Here is a 22,229-nt window from a genome sequence, read left to right on the forward strand (position 1 = left end):
ATCACCAAGGGCTCGGCGCTGATGGCGCTCGAGGACAAGGAGCCGAAGATCGGCAAGGAGGCGGTCCTGGCGCTGATGGCGACCGTGGACAGCTACATCCCGCAGCCGGAGCGTCCGATCGACATGCCGTTCCTGATGCCGATCGAGGACGTGTTCTCGATCTCGGGCCGCGGCACGGTGGTGACGGGTCGCGTCGAGCGCGGCATCGTGAAGGTGGGCGAGGAAGTCGAGATCGTCGGCATCCCGGCGACCACCAAGACGACGGTGACGGGCGTGGAGATGTTCCGCAAGCTGCTCGACCAGGGGCAGGCGGGCGACAACGTCGGCGTGCTGCTGCGCGGCACGAAGCGCGAGGACGTGGAGCGCGGCCAGGTCGTGTGCAAGCCGGGTTCGGTGAAGCCGCACTCGAAGTTCAAGGCCGAGGCGTACATCCTGACCAAGGAGGAGGGCGGCCGCCACACGCCGTTCTTCACCAACTACCGGCCGCAGTTCTACTTCCGGACCACGGACGTGACCGGGATCTGCACGCTGCCGGAGGGCACCGAGATGGTGATGCCGGGCGACAACGTGACCATGGACGTGGCGCTGATCGTGCCGGTGGCCATGGAGGAGAAGCTGCGCTTCGCCATCCGCGAGGGCGGCCGCACCGTCGGCGCCGGCGTCGTCGCCGCCATCAACGACTGAGCTCGAGCAAGCATCCTTAGCAGGGCGCGGCGGGGTGAAGGCCTCGCGTACCCCGCCGTCCCTCTCAAGGTTCCAGGATCATGAACGGTCAGAACATCCGCATTCGCCTCAAGGCGTTCGATCACCGCATCCTCGATGCGTCGACCAAGGAGATTGTCTCCACGGCCAAGCGTACGGGCGCGACCATCCGCGGCCCGATCCCGCTCCCGACGCACATCGCCAAGTTCACCGTGAACCGCTCGCCCCACATCGACAAGAAGTCGCGCGAGCAGTTCGAGATGCGCACGCACAAGCGGGTGCTCGATATCGTCGATCCGACGCCTCAGACCGTGGACGCGCTGATGAAGCTCGACCTCGCCGCTGGCGTGGACGTGGAGATCAAGCTCTGAGTCCGCTGAGGACTTAGAGCTTACCGTTTCATCGCGCGAGGGAGAGAACCTATGCGCTCAGGCGTCATCGCACAGAAGGTCGGCATGACCCGCGTCTTCACGGACGCGGGGGAGCATGTCCCCGTCACCGTGCTCAAGATCGATCAGTGCCAGGTGGTTGCCCACCGCACCGTCGAGAAGAACGGCTACGTTGCGCTGCAGGTCGGCGTTGGCAAGGCCAAGGTCAAGAACGTCTCGGCCGCCGAGCGGGGTCGCTTCGCGGTCGCCAAGGTCGAGCCGAAGAAGAAGCTCGCCGAGTTCCGCGTGTCCGAGGACGCGCTGATCCCGGTCGGCGCCGAGATCACCGCGGACCACTTCATCCCCGGCCAGTTCGTGGATGTCACCGGCACCACGACCGGTAAGGGCTTCGCCGGCGGTATCAAGCGCTGGAACTTCGGCGGCCTGCGCGCCACCCACGGCGTGTCGATCTCGCACCGCTCGATCGGTTCGACCGGCGGCCGCCAGGACCCGGGCAAGACCTTCAAGAACAAGAAGATGCCGGGTCACCTCGGCGTCGAGCGGGTCACCACCCAGAACCTGCGCGTCGTGCGCACCGATCCCGAGCGCGGCCTGATCTTGGTCGAGGGCGCGGTCCCGGGCGTCGCCGGCGGCTGGATCCAGATCCGCGACGCGGTGAAGCGCAAGCTCCCCGCCGACGTTCCGCTGCCGGGCAAGTTCCGCGAGAACGGCGCCTCCGCCCCGGCGACCGAGGCCCCTGCGGCTGAGGAGACCGCGTGATGAAGCTCGATATCAAAACCCTCGACGGTGCCGGCGCCGGCTCGGTCGAGCTGAACGAAGAGATCTTCGGCCTGGAGCCGCGCGCCGACCTGCTGCAACGCATGGTCCGCTGGCAGCTCGCCAAGCGGCGCGCCGGTACCCACGCCGTGCAGAACCGCTCGGACGTGAACCGGACCCGCAAGAAGCTCTACAAGCAGAAGGGCACCGGTAACGCCCGCCACGGCGCGGCCTCGGCGCCGCAGTTCCGCGGCGGCGGGCGCGCCTTCGGCCCCGTGCCGCGCGACCACAGCCACGACCTGCCCAAGAAGGTCCGCGCGCTGGCGTTGCGCCACGCCCTGTCGGCCAAGGCCAAGGCCTCGACCCTGATCGTCGTCGACGACATCAAGATCGAGGATCACAAGACCAAGGGTCTCATCGAGCGCTTCGGCAAGATGGGCCTCTCGAACGCGCTGATCATCGGCGGTGCCGAGGTCGACGTGAATTTCGGCCGGGCCGCCCGCGCCATCCCGCAGATCGACGTGCTGCCCGTGCAGGGCATCAACGTCTACGACATCCTGCGCCGCGACACGCTCGTCCTGACGAAGGCTGCCGTCGACGCGCTGGAGGAGCGTTTCAAATGAGTGCCGATCCGCGCCACTACGACATCGTCGTCTCCCCGGTCATCACCGAGAAGGCGACCAACCTGACCGAGCAGAACAAGGTCGTCTTCCGCGTCGCCCCCAAGGCGACGAAGCCTCAGATCAAGGAGGCCGTCGAGAAGCTGTTCGACGTGAAGGTCACGGCCGTGAACACCCTTGTCACCAAGGGTAAGAAGAAGATTTTCCGCGGTCTCCGCGGACAGCGCTCCGACGTGAAGAAGGCGATCGTGACCCTGGCCGAGGGCCACTCGATCGACGTCACGACCGGGCTCTGAGGACGGGATTTAGGGATCCAAGCCGATGGCCTTGAAGACATTCAAACCGGTCACGCCGAGCCTGCGCCAGCTCGTGCTCGTCGACCGCCGTGAGCTCTACAAGGGCAAGCCGGTGAAGGCGCTGACGGAGGGCAAGTCGTCCTCCGGCGGCCGCAACAATCTCGGCCGCATCACCGTCCGCTTCCGCGGCGGCGGCCACAAGCGCGTGCTGCGCAACGTCGATTTCAAGCGTCGCGAGCAGCTCGGCGTCGCCGCCACGGTGGAGCGGATCGAGTACGATCCGAACCGCACGGCGTTCATCGCGCTGATCAACTTCCCCGACGGGAAGCAGAGCTACATCCTGGCCCCGCAGCGCCTGCAGCCGGGCGACAAGGTGGTGGCCGGCGAGAGCGTCGACATCAAGCCGGGCAACGCCGCTCCGGTCGGCTCGATGCCGGTAGGCACGATCGTCCACAATGTCGAGCTGAAGATCGGCAAGGGCGGCGCGATCGCCCGCTCGGCCGGCAACTACGCGCAGATCGTCGGCCGCGACCAGGGCTACGTGACGCTCCGCCTGAACTCGGGCGAGCAGCGCCTGGTCCACGGCCAGTGCTTCGCCAGCGTCGGCGCGGTCTCGAACCCGGACCACATGAACATTTCGCTCGGCAAGGCCGGGCGCAACCGTTGGCTCGGCAAGCGCCCGCACAACCGCGGTGTGGCGATGAACCCGGTCGACCATCCGCACGGCGGCGGCGAGGGTCGCACCTCGGGCGGCCGCAACCCGGTCACGCCCTGGGGTGTGCCCACCAAGGGGAAGAAGACCCGGTCCAACAAGCGGACCGACGTGTTCATCCTGTCCAGCCGCCACAACCGCAAGAAGTAATCGCTATGGCACGCTCTCTCTGGAAGGGGCCGTTCGTCGACGGCTACCTCTTCAAGAAGGCCGAGGCGGCGCGGGGCTCCTCGCGCTCCGAGGTCATCAAGATCTGGAGCCGCCGCTCCACGATCCTCCCGCAGTTCGTCGGGCTCACCTTCGGTGTGCACAACGGGCAGAAGCACATCCCGGTCTACGTCACCGAGGAGATGGTCGGGCACAAGTTCGGCGAGTTCTCGCCGACCCGCACCTTCCCGGGCCACGCGGCCGACAAGAAGGCGAAGAGGCGCTGAGATGGGCAAGCAAGCCACCCCCCGCGCGCTCCCCGAGAACGAGGCGAAGGCCGTCGCGCGCATGCTGCGCGTCAGCCCGCAGAAGCTCAACCTCGTGGCGCAGATGATCCGCGGCAAGAAGGTCGACACGGCGCTCGCCGAGTTGCAGTTCTCGCGCAAGCGGATCTCGACCGAGGTCAAGAAGTGCCTCGAGAGCGCCATCGCCAACGCCGAGAACAACCACGACCTGGACGTCGACGACCTCGTCGTGTCCCAGGCCTTCGTGGGCAAGGCGCTGGTTCTCAAGCGTTTCCACGCTCGCGCCCGCGGCCGCGGCGCGCGCATCCTGAAGCCCTTCTCGAACCTCACCATCGTGGTTCGCGAAGTCCGCCAAGCCGAAGCGGCTTGAGGAGGATCTGATGGGTCAGAAAGTCAACCCGATCGGTCTCCGGCTCGGCATCAACCGGACCTGGGATTCCCGCTGGTTCGCCAACAAGGGCGACTACGCGAAGCTCATGCACGAGGACGTCGCGATCCGCGCCGCCCTCATGAAGCAGCTCAAGCAGGCGGCGGTCTCCAAGATCGTCATCGAGCGCCCGCACCGGAAGTGCCGGGTCACCATCCACTCGGGTCGTCCGGGCGTGGTGATCGGCAAGAAGGGCGCGGACATCGAGAAGCTGCGCAAGCTCGTCGGCACGATGACGAAGGCCGACGTGACCATCAACATCGTCGAGGTGCGCAAGCCCGAGATCGACGCCACCCTGGTGGCCGACTCGATCGCCCAGCAGCTCGAGCGCCGCGTCGCCTTCCGGCGTGCCATGAAGCGGGCCGTGCAGTCGGCCATGCGTCTGGGCGCCGAGGGCATCCGGATCAACTGCTCGGGCCGTCTCGGCGGCGCCGAGATCGCCCGCCAGGAATGGTACCGCGAGGGCCGCGTCCCGCTGCACACGCTGCGCGCCGATGTCGACTACGGGACCGCTACGGCGTTCACGACCTACGGCACCTGCGGCATCAAGGTGTGGGTGTTCAAGGGCGAGATCCTCGAGCACGACCCGATGGCCCAGGACAAGAAGGCCCAGGAAGAGGGCGGCCGCTCCGGCGGACGCCGTGAGCGCGATGGCGAGGGCGGCCGCGAGCGCGGACGCCGCGAGCGCGAGCACGCGTAAGGTAGGAAGCCATGCTGCAACCGAAAAAGACCCGCTTCCGCAAGCAGTTCAAGGGCCGCATCCACGGTGCGGCCAAGGGCGGCTTCGAGCTGAACTTCGGCCAGTTCGGCCTGAAGGCGGTGGAGCCCGAGCGCGTCACCGCCCGCCAGATCGAGGCGGCCCGCCGCGCGATCACCCGCGAGATGAAGCGCCAGGGCCGCGTCTGGATCCGGGTGTTCCCGGACGTCCCGGTCTCGTCGAAGCCGACCGAGGTCCGTATGGGCTCCGGTAAGGGCGCCCCGGATTACTGGGCGGCCCGGGTCCATCCCGGCCGGATCATGTTCGAGGTCGACGGCGTTGCCGAGAACATCGCCAAGGAGGCGCTCCGCCTCGGCGCCGCGAAGCTCCCGATCCGCACGCGGGTCGTCCAGCGCATCGCCGACTGAACGGAGGATATCGTGAAGTCGACCCAGAGACTGTCTGATCTGAAGGCGCTGTCGCCGGATCAGCTGAATGACGAGCTGATCAACCTCAAGAAGGAGCAGTTCAACCTGCGCTTCCAGGGGGCCACCGGCCAGCTCGAGAACGTCGCCCGCGTCCGCGAGGTCCGTCGCGACATCGCCCGTGTCCGGACTCTGCAGCGTTCCAAGACGCTGCAGCAGGCCAAGGGCTGAGGCGGGTTTTAGGAGACAACCATGCCGAAGCGCATCCTGCAGGGCACCGTCGTCAGCGACAAGGGTGAGAAGACCATCGTGGTGAAGGTGGAGCGCCGCTTCACGCACCCGGTGATGAAGAAGACCGTGCGGCGGTCGAAGAACTACCACGCGCACGACGAGGGCAACGTCGCCAAGGTCGGGCAGACGGTGTTCATCGAGGAGTGCCGTCCGTTCTCCAAGACCAAGACCTGGAAGCTGGTCGAGGGCGAGGCCGCCCAGGCCGAGGCCGGCGAGGCCGCCTGATCCCGGGATCCCGGCGGCTGCGGTCTCCGCGTCCGCCAGATCCCGGCCCGCGGCGTCGCGGGATGGTGCCTCCTTTGGGGTGACCATCCCGGGGATGCCCGGCGACCGGTACGACGAACGCCCGGACGCAATTCGACTCGCGAGAGCCGGATTCGTGCCGGGCGTCGTCGTTTTCGGCGGCATGTCTGGCGGTTGGGTCCTGGTCGCCGGCGGGCCGAGCCTGCTGCGGGACCGCGGGAGGCGTCGCCATTGCGGCTGGCGGTCGTCCCGTCCCGGCGCGTTGTGTCGGCGTTCGTACGGGTCCTCGCGGGCGATTACCGGATTGGATTGCTGTCGCGGGGCATCCGGGGCTCGAGCCGGGATTTCGTGACTTGCGTCCAGCAAAACGGCGTTCCGGCCTTGCTGGCTGAGAACAAAACGGGTACATAAAGGCGGTGGCGACGCGCGTTGTGAACTGCGTCCAACCCCTTCATAAGGAGCCCGCCAGATGGCCCAGCCCGCATTGAAAGTGGTCGACATGCCCCCGGTGGACAAGGACAAGTCCAAGGCCATTGACGCTGCCCTGGCTCAGATCGAGCGCGCCTTCGGCAAGGGCTCGATCATGCGGCTCGGCAAGAACGACAAGGTCCAGGAGGTCGAGACCGTCTCGACCGGCTCGCTGGGCCTCGACATCGCGCTCGGCGTCGGCGGCCTGCCGCGCGGCCGGGTGATCGAGATCTACGGTCCGGAATCGTCCGGCAAGACGACGCTGGCGCTCCACACGATCGCGGAGGCCCAGAAGAAGGGCGGCGTCTGCGCCTTCGTGGATGCCGAGCACGCCCTCGATCCGGTCTACGCCCGCAAGCTCGGCGTGAACCTCGACGACCTGCTGATCTCCCAGCCCGACACGGGTGAGCAGGCGCTCGAGATCACCGACACGCTGGTGCGCTCGGGCGCCATCGACGTGCTGGTGGTCGATTCGGTGGCCGCGCTGACCCCGCGGGCCGAGATCGAGGGCGAGATGGGCGAGAGCCAGCCGGGCCTCCAGGCCCGCCTGATGAGCCAGGCCCTGCGCAAGCTGACCGGCTCGATCTCGCGCTCGAACTGCATGGTCATCTTCATCAACCAGATCCGGATGAAGATCGGCGTCATGTACGGCAGCCCCGAGACGACCACGGGCGGCAACGCCCTCAAGTTCTACGCCTCGGTGCGCCTCGACATCCGCCGCATCTCGACCCTGAAGGACCGCGACGAGGCGATCGGCAACCAGGTCCGCGTCAAGGTGGTGAAGAACAAGGTCGCGCCGCCCTTCAAGCAGGTCGAGTTCGACATCATGTTCGGCGAGGGCGTGTCGAAGGTCGGCGAGCTGATCGACCTCGGCGTGAAGGCCGGCATCGTCGAGAAGTCCGGCGCCTGGTTCTCGTACAACAGCCAGCGCCTCGGCCAGGGTCGCGAGAACTCGAAGGGCTTCCTGCGCGACAACCCGAAGATCGCCGCCGAGATCGAGGGCTCGATCCGGCAGAATTCCGGTCTGGTCGCCGAGAAGATCCTTGAGAACGCCGCGCCGACGGCGGACGATCTCGACGAGGGCGAGGCCTAGGCCGCGCCGCCGCGGGCCGGCGACGGCGCGCGGCGGACTTGGCGACGTTCGAAGATGCGCGGCCCCGGAGTCTCTCCGGGGCCGCTCTTCGTTGAGCGACGGTGAGCGGAAGCGAGGGGCCGGTCAGTCCGCCATCGTCTTCTTCACGGTCTCGACGAGCTGCTTCAGGCTGAAGGGCTTGGGCAGGAAGTTGAAGGTCTCGCCCTCGGGCAGGTTCTTGCGGAACGCGTCCTCGGCGTAGCCGGACACGAAGATCACCTTCAGGTCGGGCTGATGCTTGCGCACCTCCCGCAGGAGCGTCGGGCCGTCCATCTCGGGCATGACCACGTCGGAGACGACGAGATCGATGGTCTGCGCGCCCTCGCGGACGATCGCCAGGGCCTCGAGGCCCGAGGCCGCCTCCAGCACCGTGTAGCCGCGGGCCGAGAGCGCCCGGCTGTTGACCGCCCGCACCGGGTCCTCGTCCTCGACGAGCAGGATGGTCCCCTGCCCCGTATGATCGGCGGCGGGCTTGCGCGGCGCCGGCTTGTCGACCTTGGCGGGCGGCGTCTTCCCGTTCGGCACAGCGGCGTCGCCGCCCGCGGCCGGCGCGGTGACCGGCTTGGCGTCCGACCCGGAATCGGGATGGGCGGTGGTGGAAGCCGGCGCGAGCGGCTCCGCGCGCGGAAGTGCCGGCTCGGCGGCCGCGACCGGCACCTCCTCGGGCTCCGCCACGGGCACGTGACGCGGCAGGTAGATGCGGAAGGCCGTGCCCTCCCCGACCTTCGACTGCACGTCGATGGTGCCGCCGGACTGCTTGACGATGCCGAACACCGTCGAGAGCCCGAGGCCGGTGCCCTTGCCGATCTCCTTGGTGGTGAAAAACGGCTCGAAGATCTTCTCCATCAGCTCGGGCGGGATGCCCTGGCCGGTGTCGCGCACCTCGATCAGCACGTGGTCGCCCGCCGGCGCCCCACCGCGCCCCTCCGCCCCGGCGGCCGCCCCCGGATCGGAGACGTTCTCGGTGCGGATCATCAGCTTGCCGCCCTCCGGCATGGCGTCGCGGGCGTTGACCGCCAGATTGACGATCACCTGCTCGAACTGGTTGACGTCGGCCTTCACGGGCCAGACCTCGCGGCCGTGCTTCAGCTCCAGCGCGACGCGCTCGCCGAGCAGCCGCTTGAGGAGGAGGGTCAGCTCGGAGAGCGCCTCCCCGACATTCATCACCTCCGGGCGCAGCGTCTGCCGGCGGGAGAACGCCAGGAGCTGGCGGACGAGGCCCGCCGCCCGGTTGGCGTTCTGCTTGATCTGCATGATGTCCTGGAAGGCCGGGTCGGTCGGCCGGTGGCTCGCGAGCAGCAGGTCCGAGTAGCCGATGATCGCCTGCAGGACGTTGTTGAAGTCGTGCGCGATGCCGCCGGCGAGCTGGCCGACCGCGTTCATTTTCTGGGCCTGGGCGACCTGCTGCTCCAGCTGGCGCTGCGCCGTCGTGTCGAGGGCGTAGAGGATCACCCGCTCGGCCTCGTCGGTCTGCTGGCCGGCATCGCCGCCGTCGGCCGGGCTGAGCCAGACCCGGGCCGAGCGGCCGCCGGGCCCGTTGAGCTGGACCTCGATGGGCTCCGGATCCGTCCGCCCGCTCGCGGCGCGGGCGAGCCCGGCCTCCAGGGCGGTCCGGTCGGCCACCGAGTCGGCGACGTTGGGCTCGACCCGCGGGACACCCTCCCCGTCCGGGGCGCCGTCGTCGGCCTGCCGCGGGACCGTGCCGAACAGGCGCGTGAACGAGGCGTTGGCGCGGGCGATCCGGCCGCCGCTGTCGAGGGTCGCGATGGCGATCGGCGAGTTGTTGAGGAAGCGGGCGAGCCGGACCTCGGCGGCGCGCTGCGGCTCGTCGGTCTCGGCCCCGGCGGAGCGGTTGATCACGAAGGTCCGCGACGAGCCGGGCTTGCCGTCCTTGCCGAAGGCGACCCGGTGGTAGAGCCGGACCGGCAGGGTGTGACCGTTGCGGCGGCGCAGGTCGAGGTCGAAGCGGTCGGTGCGGACCTCGCCCGGCAGGCCGGCCGTGCGCACCAGCACGTCCGCCTCCGGGGCGATCTCGGTGAGGTGCGGGCCGCCGGGGCCGACGCTGGCGAGGTCGTAGCCGAGCCAGGCCGCCAGGGTCGCGTTCATGTAGACGATGGCGCCCGCCGGATCGATCGACAGGAAGCCCGCCGGGGCGTGGTCGAGGTAGTCGATGGCGTGCTGGAGCTCCTGGAAGACGTTCTCCTGCCGCTCCCGCTCGGCAGTGATGTCGGCCACCGTCCAGAGGGAGGCCGACCGGCGCGGGCGCGCGAGGGGCCGCACCGAGACCCGGTACCAGCCGAAGCCGCGCTCGCCGGCCGTGGGGCCGAGGGGCGGCGACATCCGCACCTCCTCGGTGTGGGCCCGGGCGTCGCGTGAGGCCTGCGACAGGCGGTAGACCGCCTCGGAGACCTCCGGCGAGCCGACGAGGATGCGCTCCACCGGCACGAGGTTGGAGAAGGTGTCGCCGCTGGCGATCCGGAGATAGGCCTCGTTGGCGTAGATCAGCCGGCCGCCGTCCTCGACGACCAGCTGGCCGTCCGGCGAGGCGTCGACGATGCCCTTGGTGATGTCGTCCCGGGCGGCGCTGCCGCTGAGCTGGAGCGCCCCGATGGCGAGGGCGAACAGGAAGAACACGCCCGCCATGGCCAGCAGGGCCAGCAGCCAGACGATCAGCGACTGGGCCTGCTCGTTGGCCACGAAGGACAGGCCGATGGCCGCGCCGACCAGCAGGCCGGCGAGCACGAGGAGCAGGCCGACCCGGCCCGGCTGTTCCGAGCGGTCGATCGAGCCCGTTCCCAGCAGGGACGAGGCCTGCGCGACCGGGGGACCCGAATTCTGCGGGCCCGCGGCGGGCGCCGGAGGTCCAGTGACGTCGGCCATCGGCTTCATTCCAGAACAGTCACCCGGTTAGTCCGCCGGCCATATCAGGACATGCGGGGCGCGGCATCAGTCTCGTCGCGCCAAGCCTTGACACAGCCTCGCGAAAAAAGGTGGAGGAAGCGTGGCTTTCGCCCCACCGGGCGTTCGGCGAGACGGCGCGGCGCGCGGATCGCGCGGGGCTACGCCGCCCGTCTCCGCAGGCGCAGCACGAACCCGATGACCTCCGCCACCGCGCGGTAGTGCTCGGCCGGGATCTCCCGGTCGATCTCCACGGTGGCGTGGAGCGCCCGGGCGAGCGGCGGGTTCTCGATCACCGCGACCCCGTGCTCGGCCGCCACCGCGCGGATGCGCAGGGCGAGCGCGTCGACGCCCTTGGCCACGCAGACCGGCGCGGCCATGCCGGTCTCGTAGCGCAGTGCCACCGCGTAGTGGGTGGGGTTCGTCACCACGACGGTGGCGGTGGGGACCGCGGCCATCATGCGCTTCTTCACCCGGGCCATCCGGAGCTGCTTCAGGCGACCCTTCACCTCGGGATTGCCCTCCGACTCCTTCATCTCCTGCTTCAGCTCCTCCTTCGACATCCGGTGGCGCTTGCGCCAGCGGAACCGCGCGTAGAGCGCGTCGCCGAGGGTGATCGCGAGGTGCATGCACAGCATGCCGGCGAGCAGCTTCAGGCTGAGGGACAGGATCGCCGGCATGGAGGCGGCCGGGTCCAGCTGGGCGAACACTTCCAGCCGGTCGCGGTCGTTCCACAGCATCACCGCGCCGACCACGCCCACGGCGGCGATCTTCGCCAGCCCCTTGCCGAACTGGAACAGGGCCTCGACGCCGAGGAGGCGCTTCACGCCCGCCATCGGCGAGAGGCGCGAGAATTTCGGCATCAGCGTCTCGGCGGAGAAGACCAGCGGGTGCTGCAGGAGCCCCGCGGCCAGCCCGGCCACGACCGCCAGCCCGACCGGCACCGCCACCGCCTGGAGCCACAGCCACAGGCCGCGCGTCATGGCCGCCTTCATGGCCGTGGCGTCGTCCGGCAGGGTATGGGCGTTGGCGAGGTAGGCCTTGAGCCCGTGCAGCAGGTTCGTGGCGATGGTCGGGGCCGCGACCAGCAGCGCCAGGGTGAACGCGGCCAGTATCGCGAAGGTGTTGATCTCGGTGCTGGTCGCGACGTCGCCGCGCTCGATCGCCTGATCGAGCCGTCGTTGGGACGGCTCCTCGGTCTTGTCCTCGTCGTCGGTATCGTCGGCCATCGCGCGTCGGGCTCAGAGCGTGGGCATCGTCGGGGCACGGGCGGTCCGGCCGCTCAGCGGCCGACGTAATCCCCGAGATACCGGCCCAGGTCGTCCAGGAAGACGCCCATCATGACGCCGAGGCAGCCCATCAGCAGCAGCATGCCGATCAGCACCGAGGCCGGGACCGCCAGGAAGAACACCTGCATCTGAGGCATCAGCCGCGACAGCACGCCGAGACCCAGGTTGAACAGGATCCCGAAGGCGATGAACGGGCCGGCGATCTGCACCGCCAGGGTGAAGCCCCGGGCCAGCGCCTTCGTGGCCAGCATCAGCGCGTCCGAGAAGGACGGCACGCCGTCGGGGGGCAGCACCACGTAGCTGCGGGCCACGCCCTCGATGGCGAGATGGTGCAGGTCCGCGGCGAAGATCAGCGTGATCCCGAGCAACGACAGGAAGTTGCCGATCGCCACCTGCTGGCCGCCCTGGCTCGGATCCACCGTCATCGCGTAGGACAGCCCGACCTGCGCCGAGATGATCACCCCGGCGGTCTGAAGGGCGGCGAGGATCATCCGCACCGTGAGGCCGAGCACCAGCCCGATGATCGTCTCGCCGAACAGGAGCCCGATCAGCCGCGGGCCGGCCACGCCCTCCGTGCCGCCGAGCAGCGGGCGCACGGTCGGGAACAACACCAGGGACGTGAGCAGCGCGAAGGCGAGGCGCAGGCGCGGCGACACCGTCTGCTCGCCGATCCCCGGCATCAGCATGATCAGCGTGCCGATGCGCGCGAAGGTGATCAGGTAGGCCGAGGCGATGCCGGGCAGGAGCAGGTTCATCGCGGCCCCTATGGCACGCGGGGGCCGCGCCTGTCCCGGCCGGCGGGCGCATCAGCCGCCGGCCGCGATGCGGGCGGCGATGCGGGTCATGTAGCCGGCCATGGCGTCGCCCATGAAGGGCAGCATCAGCAGGAGCGCGGCGAACACCGCCACGACCTTGGGCACGTAGATCAGCGTCTGTTCCTGGATCTGCGTCAGGGCCTGGACCAGGGAGACGGCGAGGCCGACCGCGAGCGCGACCAGCATCAGGGGCCCGGCCACCTTGAGGAACACGAAGATGCCGTCGCGGGCGATGTCGAGGATGGCGAGGCCGGTCATGGGGATGCGCTCAGTGCGGGGGGAGCGGGCGGGGAAACGGTCGGCCGGTCAGATCTGCATCCGCATGATCTCCTCGTAGGCGGAGATCATGCGGTCGCGCACCGCCACCATGGTCTGAAGGGCCGTCTCGCTCTCGGCGACCGCGGTGACCACGTCCACGACGTTGGCCTTGCCGGCGGCCGCGGAGACGGCCTGGGAATCGGCCCGACGGCCGGCATCGCCGACGCTGTCCAGGGTCTGCCCGAGCATCTGCATGAAATCGGTGCCGGTGCCGGTCGTCGGCTGCACCCGGGGGGCGGGCCGGCCGCCGGCGAGGCCCTGGACGGCCGCGTAGGCACCCGCCGCGAAGTTGCTCGAAGCCATCGCCATGCGTCCTTGCTAAGCGGTCCTGCCGCGGGCTTCGGGGGTCACTTCAGGATGCCGAGGGTCTGCGCCAGCATCTTGCGGGTGGCACTGATCATGTTGAGGTTCGCCTCGTAGGAGCGCTGGGCCTCCCGCAGGTCCATGTTCTCGATCAGCGCGTTGACGTTGGGCATCTGCACCACGCCCTGGGCGTCGGCCGCGGGGTTGCCGGGCTCGTACTTGGTCCGGAAGGCCGACGGGTCGCGCCTGACGCGCCCCGCCTCGACGAGCTTGGCACCGGTCTCGTCGTCGAGGTGGCTGGTGAAGGTCGGGATCTTGCGGCGGTAGGGCTGCGCCCCGGCGGAGGCCGGCGCGGAATCGGCGTTGGCGATGTTCTCGGCGATGATGCGCATCCGGCCCGACTGGGCCTTGAGGCCCGCGGCCGCCACCGCCAGCGACTTCGTGAATTCCATGGCTCAGGACCCTCCCGCTGCCGCGACCCCGCGGCCGTCGGCGCTCCACATTCGGCCGTCGCGCGTCAGCTCTTGCCGATCGCGATCTTCAGGGTGGTCAGGCTGTGCTGGTACAGCGAGGCGGCGAGCTGGTAGTCCGCCTGGTTCTCGCCGGCCTTCATCATCTCGTCTTCGAGGTTGACGCCGTTGCCGCTGGGCCGGACCTCGAAGCCCTTGGCGCGCTTGGAGTCGGCTCCGACCGTCTGACCGGGCGGCGCCATGTGGCCCGCGCTCGTGAGCGTCAGGCCGGAGCCGCTGGTGGCGAGGGCGCCGGTCGCCCGGTCGAAGCGCGGCTCCACGAGGTCGCGGGGCTTGAACCCCGGCATGTCGGCGTTGGCGACGTTCTCGGCGATCACGCCCTGGCGCGCCTGCGCCCATTGCATCCGCGTGCGCAGCATGCTCAGCACGGGCAGATCGGTGAGGGCCATGGTCGCCTCCGGGATGGCGTGGCCGCGCCGGGACGAGCGGGCTCGGCAAAATCTGCCGCCTGCATGGTTAACGGCGCGTTAAGCCCGATCTCCGGGCCGGCCGGTGCCCGCATCAGCTCGCGCCACGGGGGGAGTGAACCCCCGGTTCGGCCGGGCCGGCGGCGCAGTCCCGACCTATTGTCTTGCGCGCGCTCAATTAAAAGGTCTGTTAACGAACTCTTAACGTCGTTTGCCTTGCCGCCCCTCCGGCGTGGTATGGATCAAGTCCGTGCCGGCGCGCACCCGCGGCGGTCGGAACGTGCGAGTGCGTAATCTTGCGATGGCTGCAATCCGTGTTCGGCTCTGACGGCTCCCCCATCGTCCAGTATATCGTGATCTTCGCCGTCATCTTCACGGCGCTCGCGGCGATCGTGTTCACGGTGCGCCGGCTCACCGGCCGGAGCCTCGCCCTGCCGGGGCGGTCCGGGAGCCGCGGGCGCCAGCCGCGGCTCGGGATCGTCGACGTGTACGAGCTCGACCGGGCCCGGCAGCTCATCCTTCTGCGCCGGGACAATGTCGAGCACCTGCTCCTCGTAGGCGGCCCCAACGATGTGGTGGTCGAGCGCAATATCCAGCGCGGCCAGCGGCCCCTGCCGGAGGCGGCGATCCGGCCGGAGCTGGCGCCGGAGCCGCTGGACGAGCCGCTCCCGGACCCCCTCGTCCAGGGCGGCCGCCTGCCCGAGCCGCCCCGCGGTCTGCCGGAATCTGGCGGCCGGCGCGCGGAACCGCTGTTCGATCCGGGCTTCGCGATGCCGGTGGTGGTGCCGTCGCCGGTGCCGCGCTCGGCCTCCGCTCCGCCCGTGACTCTGCCCCTCGATCCCGGGCTGTTCGGCGGCGACGAGCCCGGCCAGGACGTCACCGCACCTCTGAGTGCAGCGCCGCCCCAGCCGCCCGCGCCTCAACCCCCGGCGCCGCCCGCGCCCGAGCCGGTGGTGCCGCCGCCGATGGTGTCGCCGCCGGTCGCGCCGCCGGCAGTGGAGCCGCCCGCGCCCCCGCCGCGCGAGCCGGTCGCCCCGCGGCGGATCCTGAGCCGGACCGCGCCGCCGCTGATCGAGCCGCGGCCCAACCCGGCCTCCGAGCGCAAGCCCGAGCCGGCACCGGCGGAGCCGGAGCCCGCCCGTCTGGCCCCGAGCCTCGCGGTGCCCTCCGAGCGCAAGTCGGTCGATCCGGTGGTCCTGTCCGACATGGCCCGGCAGCTCCAGGCCGCCCTGTCGCGCTCGTCCTCGGCCGTGACGCCGCCGCCGCAGTCCGCGCCCGCCCCGCCGGCGCCCGAGGGCGTCGATCCGCTGGCCGCCGCGATGGCGAGCGTCCCGGTCGAGCCGGTGCCCGCCCCCGCCCCGGTCGAAGAGCCGGAGGCCCCGCCGCCTCCGCCTCCGCCTCCGGCCAAACCCGTGCCGCCGCCGGCGATGCCCAAGGTCGAACCCCCTCCGCCCGTGCCGGCCCCCCCGCCGCCGCCGCCGTCCGCGCCCACGCCCGACGCGAAGGGATCCGGCAACCCGTTCTCGGTGGAGGAGATCGAGGCCGAGTTCGCCCGCCTCCTCGGTCGCCCGCTCGACAAGCGGAGCTGAGGAGCTCCGCCCCCGCCGAGCGGGCGCGTCGGGACCGCGTCCTCGATCGCGAGAACCGCGATTTACCGACGGTTAACCATCTTCCGGGACGTTCCGGCCCGGAGGATGTCGCTATGCTCGCGCTGGATGCTGGAACGGCTCACCGGAGCCGCGCTTACAGGGCCTTCCGGCTCGACCGGGCGGGCCGCGTCCGCGCGGCCGAGATCCTGTCGGCCGAGGACGACACGCAGGCGCGCCGCCGCGCCCGGGCGATGGTCGGGCGCGACGCGATCGAGCTGTGGGAGCGGACGCGCTTCCTCGGGCGCTTCGAGCCCACCGTGGCGGCGGCTCAGGATCGCGCCGGCCGCTGAGGCCGGCGGCGCCCGCCCGTCCCGTCAGCGGCCGGCAGTCTCCGGCATGGCCAGCACGGCGAGGAAGCTGAGGATCGCGGCCCCCGCTAGGTAGAACCCGACGAAGCCGATGCCGCCGTAGGCCGCGAGCTGCTGCGCGATGTAGGGCGCCCCCGAGGCCCCCAGGATCCCCGCGAGGTTGTAGGTCACCGAGGCGCCCGTGTAGCGCACCCGCGTCGGGAACAGCTCGGGCAGGACGGCGCCCATCGGTCCGAACACCCACCCCATTGTCAGGAGGCTGAGGCACAGGAAGCCGAGAACCGGCGGCCAGGTGCCGGTGCCGGCGGCGTGGCCCAGCATCGGCCCCATGAGGAAGCCCAGCAGGAACGTCACAGCCATGCCGGAGAGCAGCACAGGCCGGCGGCCGAAGCGGTCGGCTGCGGCCCCCGACACGACGGTGCCGAGCGCCATGAAGCAGACCGCGATGCACTCGAACAGCAGGAAGGTCGGCCGGCTGTAGCCGAGGGTGCCGGTGCCGTAGCCCAGGGCGAAGACGGTGGAGAGATAGAAGACCGCGTAGACCGCCACCATCGCGAAGGTGCCGACCAGGACGGCGTGTCCGTGCTGGGTCAGCATGGTGGCGAAGGGCACGCGCTCCGGCCGGGCCTGGCTGAGCGCCGCCTTGAAGGCCGGCGTCTCGGTGAGCTTCAGGCGCACGTAGAGCCCGACGCCGACGAGCGCCGCCGAGGCCAGGAACGGCAGGCGCCAGCCCCAGGCCTGGAAGCTCTCGGGCGTCAGGCCGAAGCTGAGGGCGAGGAAGCCGAGATTGGCCAGGACGAAGCCGACCGGCGCCCCGAGTTGCGGGAAGATGCCGTACCACGCGCGCCGGCCCGGCGGCGCGTTCTCGACCGCCAGCAGCGCCGCGCCGCCCCACTCGCCGCCGAACCCGATCCCCTGCCCGCAGCGCAGGATGCACAGCGCCGCCGGCGCCCACCAGCCGACCGACGCGTAGGTCGGCAGGCAGCCGATCAGCACCGTGGAGATGCCCATGATCAGCAGCGACGCCACCAGCGTCGCCTTGCGGCCGACCCGGTCGCCGAAATGCCCGAACAGGGCCGCGCCGACGGGCCGCGCGATGAACGCGATGGCGAAGGTCGCGAAGGCGCTGAGCTGCTGCACGCCGGGCGCGCTGGCGGGGAAGAAGACCGGGCCGATCACCAGGGCGGTGGCGGTGGCGTAGATGTAGAAGTCGAAGAACTCGATCGCCGTCCCGACGAAGCTCGCGGCGAGGATCCGCCGAGCACTCGGGGGGGCGCTCGGGGTGGCCTGCGAGGGGTCTGCGGTGTTGCCTGCGGGGTCGATGGTCTGCAGCATGATCGGGATGGGGGGATCCGGGTCGGTCGCGGCGCTTTCGCACGGGCCGCCGGGGGCCGATACCCCGCTCCGGACATGGGCATCCGCCCTGGACGCGGAGGTCGCTGTGCGGTGCACCGACGGCGGCCTTGCGTTCCCCTGTCCCCTTCGCCAAGCTGAACGGCCATATTCCGCGACGGTCGCCGGCCGCGGCGCCGTCCCTATCACTTGAGTATTGCGATGAGAGTCACTGTCGAGCGCGCGGCCCTGCTCAGGTCGCTCGGCCACGTGCACCGGGTCGTCGAGCGCCGCAACACGATCCCGATCCTGTCGAACGTGCTCCTGCGCGCGGAAGGGTCGGGTCTCCAGCTCCGGGCGACGGATCTCGACATCGAGGTGACCGAGAGCGTGCCGGCGGACGTGGCGGATGCGGGCGCCACGACCGTGCCGGCGCACGTGATCTACGACATCGTGCGCAAGCTCCCCGACGGCGCGCAGGTCTCCCTGGAGACCGGCGGCGAGTCCGGCCAGATGACGATCCGGTCCGGACGCTCGCGCTTCGCCCTGGGCGCCCTGCCGGAGGGCGACTTCCCGGACCTCGCCGCCGGCGAGATGCCGCACGGCTTCGAGATCGCCGCCGCCGACCTGAAGCGGCTGATCGAGAAGACCCAGTTCGCGATCTCCACCGAGGAGACCCGCTACTACCTGAACGGCATCTACCTGCACACGCTGGAGACCGAGAACGGCCCGGCGATGCGGGCGGTGGCAACGGACGGCCACCGGCTCGCCCGCGTCGAGATCCCGGCCCCGCAGGGCAGCGTCGGCATGCCGGGCGTGATCGTGCCCCGCAAGGCGGTCGCCGAGATCCAGAAGCTCCTCGACGACGGCGGCGAGACCGTCGCGGTCGACCTGTCGCCCGCGAAGATCCGCCTGCGCTTCGCCGGCGGCCTGACGCTGATCTCCAAGCTGATCGACGGCACCTTCCCGGATTACCAGCGGGTGATCCCGGCCAACAACGACAAGCGGCTGACCGTCGAGCGCGACGCCTTCGCGAAGGCCGTGGACCGGGTCTCGACGATCTCGTCGGAGCGCGGGCGCGCGGTGAAGCTCGGGCTCGCCGAAGGGCGCCTCGCGCTCTCGGTGAACAACCCGGATTCCGGTAGTGCCACCGAGGAACTCGACGTCGACTACGAGGCGGCCGGCCTCGATATCGGCTTCAACGCCCGCTACCTCCTCGACATCACCGCGCAGCTCGAGGGCGACACCGCCCTGTTCAAGCTCGCGGATCCCGGCTCGCCGACCCTGATCCAGGACCGCGAGGGCGCGCCGGCGCTGTACGTGCTGATGCCGATGCGGGTGTGAGGCGGCCGCGCGGATCCCGGTCCCGCCCTCGTCCCGAGGTGCCGGATCGCAGCGGGGGCCGCGCGGGAGGTCCCCGGACGGCGATGTGGTTTCTGGAGCCCGCCCGCGCGGCCCGCTGACGCGGGCGCCTCGGGGCGAGGTGGTTGGATGGGATGTCAGACAGCAAGGGACGGTTGAACGCGGCGCGTCTCGGCCCCTCGGTTCACCCCTCGGTTCACCGATGAGCGACATCCGCGATCCGCGGGACGAGCCCGACGGGTCGAGCCTGCGCGTCACCCGCCTGATCGCCCGCGATTTCCGCAACCACGCGGACCTCGAACTGACGCCCGAGGCCCGCTTCGTCGCGCTGGTCGGGGAGAACGGCGCGGGCAAGACCAACCTGCTCGAGGCGCTCTCGCTGTTCGTACCGGGCCGGGGCCTGCGCCGGGCGGAGTTCGCCGCCATGGCGCGCAGCGGCGGCCCGGGCGGATTCGCGGTCTCGCTCACCCTCGACCGCGACGGCGCCGAGCACCGGCTCGGCACCGGGCTCGAGCCGCCGGGTCCCGACGGGCGCGCGAGCCGGCTGTGCCGGATCGACGGCGCCACCGCGGCCTCGCCGGTGGCGTTCAGCGAGTTCCTGCGGGTCGTCTGGCTGACCCCCGACCTCGACGGCCTGTTCCGCGGGGCGGCCGGAGACCGGCGACGGTTCCTCGACCGTCTCGTGCTGGCGGTCGACGCCGCCCACGGCGCCCGGGTCTCCGCGCTGGAGCGGGCCCTGCGCTCGCGCAACCGCCTGCTGGAGGATCGGCCCGACGACGACCGCTGGCTCGACGCGGTGGAGCGGGAGGTCGCGGAGCTGGGCGTCGCCGTGGCGCTCGCCCGGCGCGAGACCGCCGAGCGCCTCGACCGGCTGATCGCCGAGACCCGGGACGACGCGCAGCCCTTCCCCTGGGCGGCCATCCGCCTCGAGGGCGACCTCGACGATCTGGTCGCGGTCTGGCCGGCCCTCGAGGCCGAGGACCGCTACCGCATGGCGCTCCGCAACGGCCGCAACCGGGACCGGGCCGCCGGCCGCACGCTGATCGGGCCGCAGAGCAGCGACCTCGTGGTCCGCCACGGCCCGAAGGACGTGCCGGCCGGGACGGCGTCCACGGGCGAGCAGAAGGCGCTGCTCATCGGCCTCGTCCTCGCCCACGCGCGGCTGGTGCGGGCCATGAGCGGCATCGCCCCGCTGATCCTCCTGGACGAGGTGGCGGCCCACCTCGATCCCCGCCGCCGGGCCGGCCTGTTCGAGGCCCTCGAGGCCCTGCCGGGGCAGGTCTGGATGACCGGCGCCGACCCGGACGCCTTCGCGCAGGCCGGCACCCGGACGCAGGTCCTGCGGATCGGTGGCTGATCGGCCTCAGGCCGCCCGGACCGACCCGAGGAAGCGGGAGACCTCGACGCCCAGATGCTCGGACTGGCGCGACAGCTCGCCGGCCGCTCCCAGAACCTGGGCTGCCGCGGCGCCGGTCTCTTCCGAGGCCCGCGCCACGCCGGCGATGTTGCTCGTCACCTCGTCGGTGCCGGCCGCCGCCTGCGAGACGTTGCGGACGATCTCCTGCGTGGCCGCGCCCTGCTCCTCGACCGCCGCCGCGATGGTGGCGGCGACCGCGTCGATCTCGCGGATCCGGGCGGCGATCGTGTCGATGGCCGATACCGCCTGGCCGGTCACACCCTGGATCTGGCCGATCTGCTGGCTGATCTCCTCGGTGGCCCGGGCGGTCTGGCCGGCGAGTTCCTTGACCTCGGCGGCGACGACCGCGAATCCGCGGCCGGCCTCGCCGGCCCGCGCCGCCTCGATCGTGGCGTTCAGCGCCAGCAGGTTGGTCTGGCCGGCGATGTTCGCGATGAGCCCGACCATGTCGCCGATGCGCGTCGCCGCCTGGCTGAGCGCCTGAACGAGGTGCTGGGTCTCGTCCGCCTCGCCGACCGCCGCCTGCGCGAGGTTGGCCGAGCCGAGGACCTGCCGGCCGATCTCCTGCACGGAGGTGCCCAGCTCCTCGGCGGCGGCCGCCACGGTCTGGACGTTGGCGGAGGCCTGCTCGGCGGCGGCCGCCACCGTGGTGGACTGGCTGGCCGTCTCGGTCGCGCTCGACGTCATGGTCTGCGCCGTGGCCTGCAACTCGGTGGCCGAGGACGAGACCATCCCGACGATGTTCCCCACGGCCCGCTCGAACCCGTCCGCGAGTTCCACCATGGTCCGCCTGCGCGCGGCCGCTGCCGCCTCGTCGGCGCGGCGCTTCATCTCGGCTTCCTCGGCGGCCTTTCGGGCGACCATGACCTTGATGCCCTCGACGGCCTTGCCGACGGCGCCCACCTCGTCCCTTCGGGCGGCCTCGGTGATCTCGGCCTCGACCTCGCCCTGCGCCATCCGCTGCAGGACCTTGACCAGCCGGTCGAGCGGCCGCGTGATCCCGACCGTGGCGATGAACACCGCCGCCAGCAGCCCCGCCAGCATGCCGAGACCGCTGACGATCATCAGCGTCCGGCGGGTCTCGTTGGTCTGATCGGTCAGGTCGCCCGAGCCCCTCTGCATGTACGCATCGATGTCCTCGGCCATCCGGTTGCCGTCGGTCAGCAAGCCGGAGAACGTCGGATCGATCGCCGTGTGGATCAGCGCGATGGCTTGCTCGTTCTGATTGGCAGTGCCCAGCCGGCGGACCTCGCTCACGTCCCTGAGATAGCGCTCGATCCGCGCGGCCTGCTCATCGATGCGCGCGGCGAAGGTCGGCGCGTGCGATCGGAGGCTCGGAAGGAGCGCCCTCACCGCGGGCAGCGCGGCCTCGAAGCCCCTGTTGGCGGCCTGCATCTGGCCCTGATCGGTCTCCGCGATGATCCGGTAGACCCAGTAATTCAACTCGATCACCAGGCGGTTCAGCCTGCGTGCCTCCGCCACCGCCGTCGCCTCGCGGGCGAGGAACTCGCTGTAGCGGTCGTCGATAACCGTCATCCGCGCCTGAGCGCACCAGATACATCCGCCGACAATCACGCTTATCAGCGCGATGACGGCAGCAATTTTTGGAAGTATATTGATATTTGATAAGCGTATCACTGTCTTGAAATCCCTTCACTTGATCGATGATCGGCCTCATGATCTCATGGGATTCACTTTGGTCGTCGAGGGCGATAAAGCGTTGGAAGCGCGATTGTGTCAATGAGAAATATCATTTTGCGGTTTGATTTTGTGTCTCCGAGCCTTTTGCGATATCTTATATCAGCATGGCTCCTCATATATTGACTCCAATACACTGCTTGGAACGATTTAAAGAACAGATATTGATCTAGGATATGCAATATGGGATCGGTCTATAAGGGCCGGGTTCTTCGACAGCTCGTGGCCGACGTCCCGGGGCGCGACCCCGGCGCCGCGCCACCGGCCTTTTCGCGGCTGCGGATCGCGCCACA

26 protein-coding genes are annotated in these 22,229 nt (G+C 70.3%); 17 read left to right on the plus strand and 9 right to left on the minus strand.

Translation table 11 applies throughout. The features are described from left to right. The 13 genes from C4T42_RS18170 to recA form a co-directional block, all read left to right on the plus strand. The coding region (locus C4T42_RS18170) for an EF-Tu/IF-2/RF-3 family GTPase (protein ID WP_244603223.1) at positions 1 to 684 on the plus strand (684 nt) is incomplete at its 5' end. Between the two features lie 80 nt (positions 685 to 764). After that, positions 765 to 1,073 carry a 30S ribosomal protein S10 gene (gene rpsJ / locus C4T42_RS18175; RefSeq protein WP_007569268.1) on the plus strand — a complete coding sequence of 103 codons (309 nt, stop codon included), beginning with the start codon at positions 765 to 767 and terminating at the stop codon, positions 1,071 to 1,073. 51 nt (positions 1,074 to 1,124) lie between these two features. Then, positions 1,125 to 1,850 (plus strand): 50S ribosomal protein L3, encoded by a 726-nt coding sequence (rplC, locus tag C4T42_RS18180; RefSeq protein WP_020094259.1) that lies wholly within the window; start codon positions 1,125 to 1,127, stop codon positions 1,848 to 1,850. Beyond that, complete coding sequence (gene rplD / locus C4T42_RS18185) at positions 1,850 to 2,470, plus strand: 50S ribosomal protein L4 (RefSeq protein ID WP_020094258.1); 621 nt, start codon at positions 1,850 to 1,852, stop codon at positions 2,468 to 2,470. The genes rplC and rplD overlap by 1 nt, the downstream gene beginning before the upstream one ends. Further along, entirely contained in the window at positions 2,467 to 2,763 is a 297-nt protein-coding gene (locus C4T42_RS18190) for a 50S ribosomal protein L23 (RefSeq protein ID WP_020094257.1), read from the plus strand. The genes rplD and C4T42_RS18190 overlap by 4 nt, the downstream gene beginning before the upstream one ends. A gap of 25 nt (positions 2,764 to 2,788) precedes the next feature. After that, on the plus strand, positions 2,789 to 3,625 hold the full coding sequence (gene rplB, locus C4T42_RS18195; protein ID WP_020094256.1) for a 50S ribosomal protein L2: 837 nt from the start codon (positions 2,789 to 2,791) through the stop codon (positions 3,623 to 3,625). Positions 3,626 to 3,630: 5 nt separating this feature from the next. After that, positions 3,631 to 3,909, plus strand: a complete 279-nt coding sequence (gene rpsS / locus C4T42_RS18200; protein WP_012319190.1) for a 30S ribosomal protein S19 — start codon at positions 3,631 to 3,633, stop codon at positions 3,907 to 3,909. A 1-nt stretch (position 3,910) separates the two neighbouring features. Further along, positions 3,911 to 4,297 (plus strand): 50S ribosomal protein L22, encoded by a 387-nt coding sequence (gene rplV, locus C4T42_RS18205; RefSeq protein ID WP_012319191.1) that lies wholly within the window; start codon positions 3,911 to 3,913, stop codon positions 4,295 to 4,297. Positions 4,298 to 4,307: 10 nt separating this feature from the next. Beyond that, complete coding sequence (gene rpsC / locus C4T42_RS18210; RefSeq protein ID WP_012319192.1) at positions 4,308 to 5,054, plus strand: 30S ribosomal protein S3; 747 nt, start codon at positions 4,308 to 4,310, stop codon at positions 5,052 to 5,054. 11 nt (positions 5,055 to 5,065) lie between these two features. Next, complete coding sequence (gene rplP, locus C4T42_RS18215) at positions 5,066 to 5,479, plus strand: 50S ribosomal protein L16 (RefSeq protein ID WP_012319193.1); 414 nt, start codon at positions 5,066 to 5,068, stop codon at positions 5,477 to 5,479. A 12-nt stretch (positions 5,480 to 5,491) separates the two neighbouring features. Further along, positions 5,492 to 5,707, plus strand: coding sequence for a 50S ribosomal protein L29 (rpmC, locus tag C4T42_RS18220; protein ID WP_020094255.1), 216 nt, complete (start codon positions 5,492 to 5,494; stop codon positions 5,705 to 5,707). Positions 5,708 to 5,728: 21 nt separating this feature from the next. Continuing rightward, positions 5,729 to 5,992, plus strand: coding sequence for a 30S ribosomal protein S17 (gene rpsQ / locus C4T42_RS18225; RefSeq protein WP_020094254.1), 264 nt, complete (start codon positions 5,729 to 5,731; stop codon positions 5,990 to 5,992). Between the two features lie 487 nt (positions 5,993 to 6,479). Then, positions 6,480 to 7,571, plus strand: a complete 1,092-nt coding sequence (gene recA, locus C4T42_RS18230) for a recombinase RecA (RefSeq protein WP_026605101.1) — start codon at positions 6,480 to 6,482, stop codon at positions 7,569 to 7,571. 123 nt (positions 7,572 to 7,694) lie between these two features. Here the strand turns inward: recA and C4T42_RS18235 are convergent, their stop codons facing one another. The 7 genes from C4T42_RS18235 to flgB all read right to left on the minus strand — a co-directional run bounded on the left by C4T42_RS18235 (position 7,695) and on the right by flgB (position 14,152). Next, the gene (locus tag C4T42_RS18235) at positions 7,695 to 10,490 is read right to left on the minus strand and encodes a PAS domain-containing sensor histidine kinase (RefSeq protein WP_081636496.1); all 2,796 of its coding nucleotides are present in this window, start codon (positions 10,488 to 10,490) and stop codon (positions 7,695 to 7,697) included. A gap of 179 nt (positions 10,491 to 10,669) precedes the next feature. After that, positions 10,670 to 11,737, minus strand: coding sequence for a flagellar biosynthesis protein FlhB (gene flhB / locus C4T42_RS18240; RefSeq protein WP_020094251.1), 1,068 nt, complete (start codon positions 11,735 to 11,737; stop codon positions 10,670 to 10,672). Positions 11,738 to 11,790: 53 nt separating this feature from the next. Further along, positions 11,791 to 12,552: a flagellar biosynthetic protein FliR gene (fliR, locus tag C4T42_RS18245; RefSeq protein WP_042675345.1), complete on the minus strand. Its 762-nt coding sequence runs from the start codon at positions 12,550 to 12,552 to the stop codon at positions 11,791 to 11,793. 51 nt (positions 12,553 to 12,603) lie between these two features. Then, the gene (fliQ, locus tag C4T42_RS18250) at positions 12,604 to 12,870 is read right to left on the minus strand and encodes a flagellar biosynthesis protein FliQ (protein ID WP_012319200.1); all 267 of its coding nucleotides are present in this window, start codon (positions 12,868 to 12,870) and stop codon (positions 12,604 to 12,606) included. 48 nt (positions 12,871 to 12,918) lie between these two features. Continuing rightward, positions 12,919 to 13,233, minus strand: a complete 315-nt coding sequence (fliE, locus tag C4T42_RS18255; RefSeq protein ID WP_012319201.1) for a flagellar hook-basal body complex protein FliE — start codon at positions 13,231 to 13,233, stop codon at positions 12,919 to 12,921. Positions 13,234 to 13,277: 44 nt separating this feature from the next. Then, positions 13,278 to 13,685, minus strand: coding sequence for a flagellar basal body rod protein FlgC (gene flgC / locus C4T42_RS18260; RefSeq protein WP_020094248.1), 408 nt, complete (start codon positions 13,683 to 13,685; stop codon positions 13,278 to 13,280). A 65-nt stretch (positions 13,686 to 13,750) separates the two neighbouring features. Beyond that, positions 13,751 to 14,152 carry a flagellar basal body rod protein FlgB gene (flgB, locus tag C4T42_RS18265; protein WP_056533882.1) on the minus strand — a complete coding sequence of 134 codons (402 nt, stop codon included), beginning with the start codon at positions 14,150 to 14,152 and terminating at the stop codon, positions 13,751 to 13,753. A 332-nt stretch (positions 14,153 to 14,484) separates the two neighbouring features. Here flgB and C4T42_RS18270 point away from each other — a divergent pair, with 332 nt between their 5' ends. Both C4T42_RS18270 and C4T42_RS18275 read left to right on the plus strand, forming a co-directional pair. After that, positions 14,485 to 15,759, plus strand: a complete 1,275-nt coding sequence (locus C4T42_RS18270; protein ID WP_020094246.1) for a hypothetical protein — start codon at positions 14,485 to 14,487, stop codon at positions 15,757 to 15,759. Between the two features lie 113 nt (positions 15,760 to 15,872). Further along, the gene (locus C4T42_RS18275; RefSeq protein ID WP_020094245.1) at positions 15,873 to 16,109 is read left to right on the plus strand and encodes a hypothetical protein; all 237 of its coding nucleotides are present in this window, start codon (positions 15,873 to 15,875) and stop codon (positions 16,107 to 16,109) included. A 24-nt stretch (positions 16,110 to 16,133) separates the two neighbouring features. Here the strand turns inward: C4T42_RS18275 and C4T42_RS18280 are convergent, their stop codons facing one another. Further along, positions 16,134 to 17,462, minus strand: a complete 1,329-nt coding sequence (locus C4T42_RS18280) for an MFS transporter (protein ID WP_103985588.1) — start codon at positions 17,460 to 17,462, stop codon at positions 16,134 to 16,136. 219 nt (positions 17,463 to 17,681) lie between these two features. On the opposite strand from C4T42_RS18280, the gene dnaN reads away from it, so the two are divergent. Further along, the gene (dnaN, locus tag C4T42_RS18285) at positions 17,682 to 18,803 is read left to right on the plus strand and encodes a DNA polymerase III subunit beta (RefSeq protein ID WP_012319207.1); all 1,122 of its coding nucleotides are present in this window, start codon (positions 17,682 to 17,684) and stop codon (positions 18,801 to 18,803) included. A 220-nt stretch (positions 18,804 to 19,023) separates the two neighbouring features. Next, positions 19,024 to 20,178 (plus strand): DNA replication/repair protein RecF, encoded by a 1,155-nt coding sequence (gene recF / locus C4T42_RS18290; RefSeq protein ID WP_103985589.1) that lies wholly within the window; start codon positions 19,024 to 19,026, stop codon positions 20,176 to 20,178. A gap of 6 nt (positions 20,179 to 20,184) precedes the next feature. Here recF and C4T42_RS18295 read toward each other — a convergent pair whose 3' ends face one another. Further along, a complete protein-coding gene (locus tag C4T42_RS18295; RefSeq protein WP_026605098.1) occupies positions 20,185 to 21,876 on the minus strand; it encodes a methyl-accepting chemotaxis protein in 1,692 nt (563 codons plus the stop codon). Positions 21,877 to 22,229: the final 353 nt, after the last annotated feature.

The sequence above is a fragment of the Methylobacterium sp. 190mf genome, assembly GCF_900107945.1.
Taxonomy (GTDB): Bacteria; Pseudomonadota; Alphaproteobacteria; order Rhizobiales; family Beijerinckiaceae; genus Methylobacterium.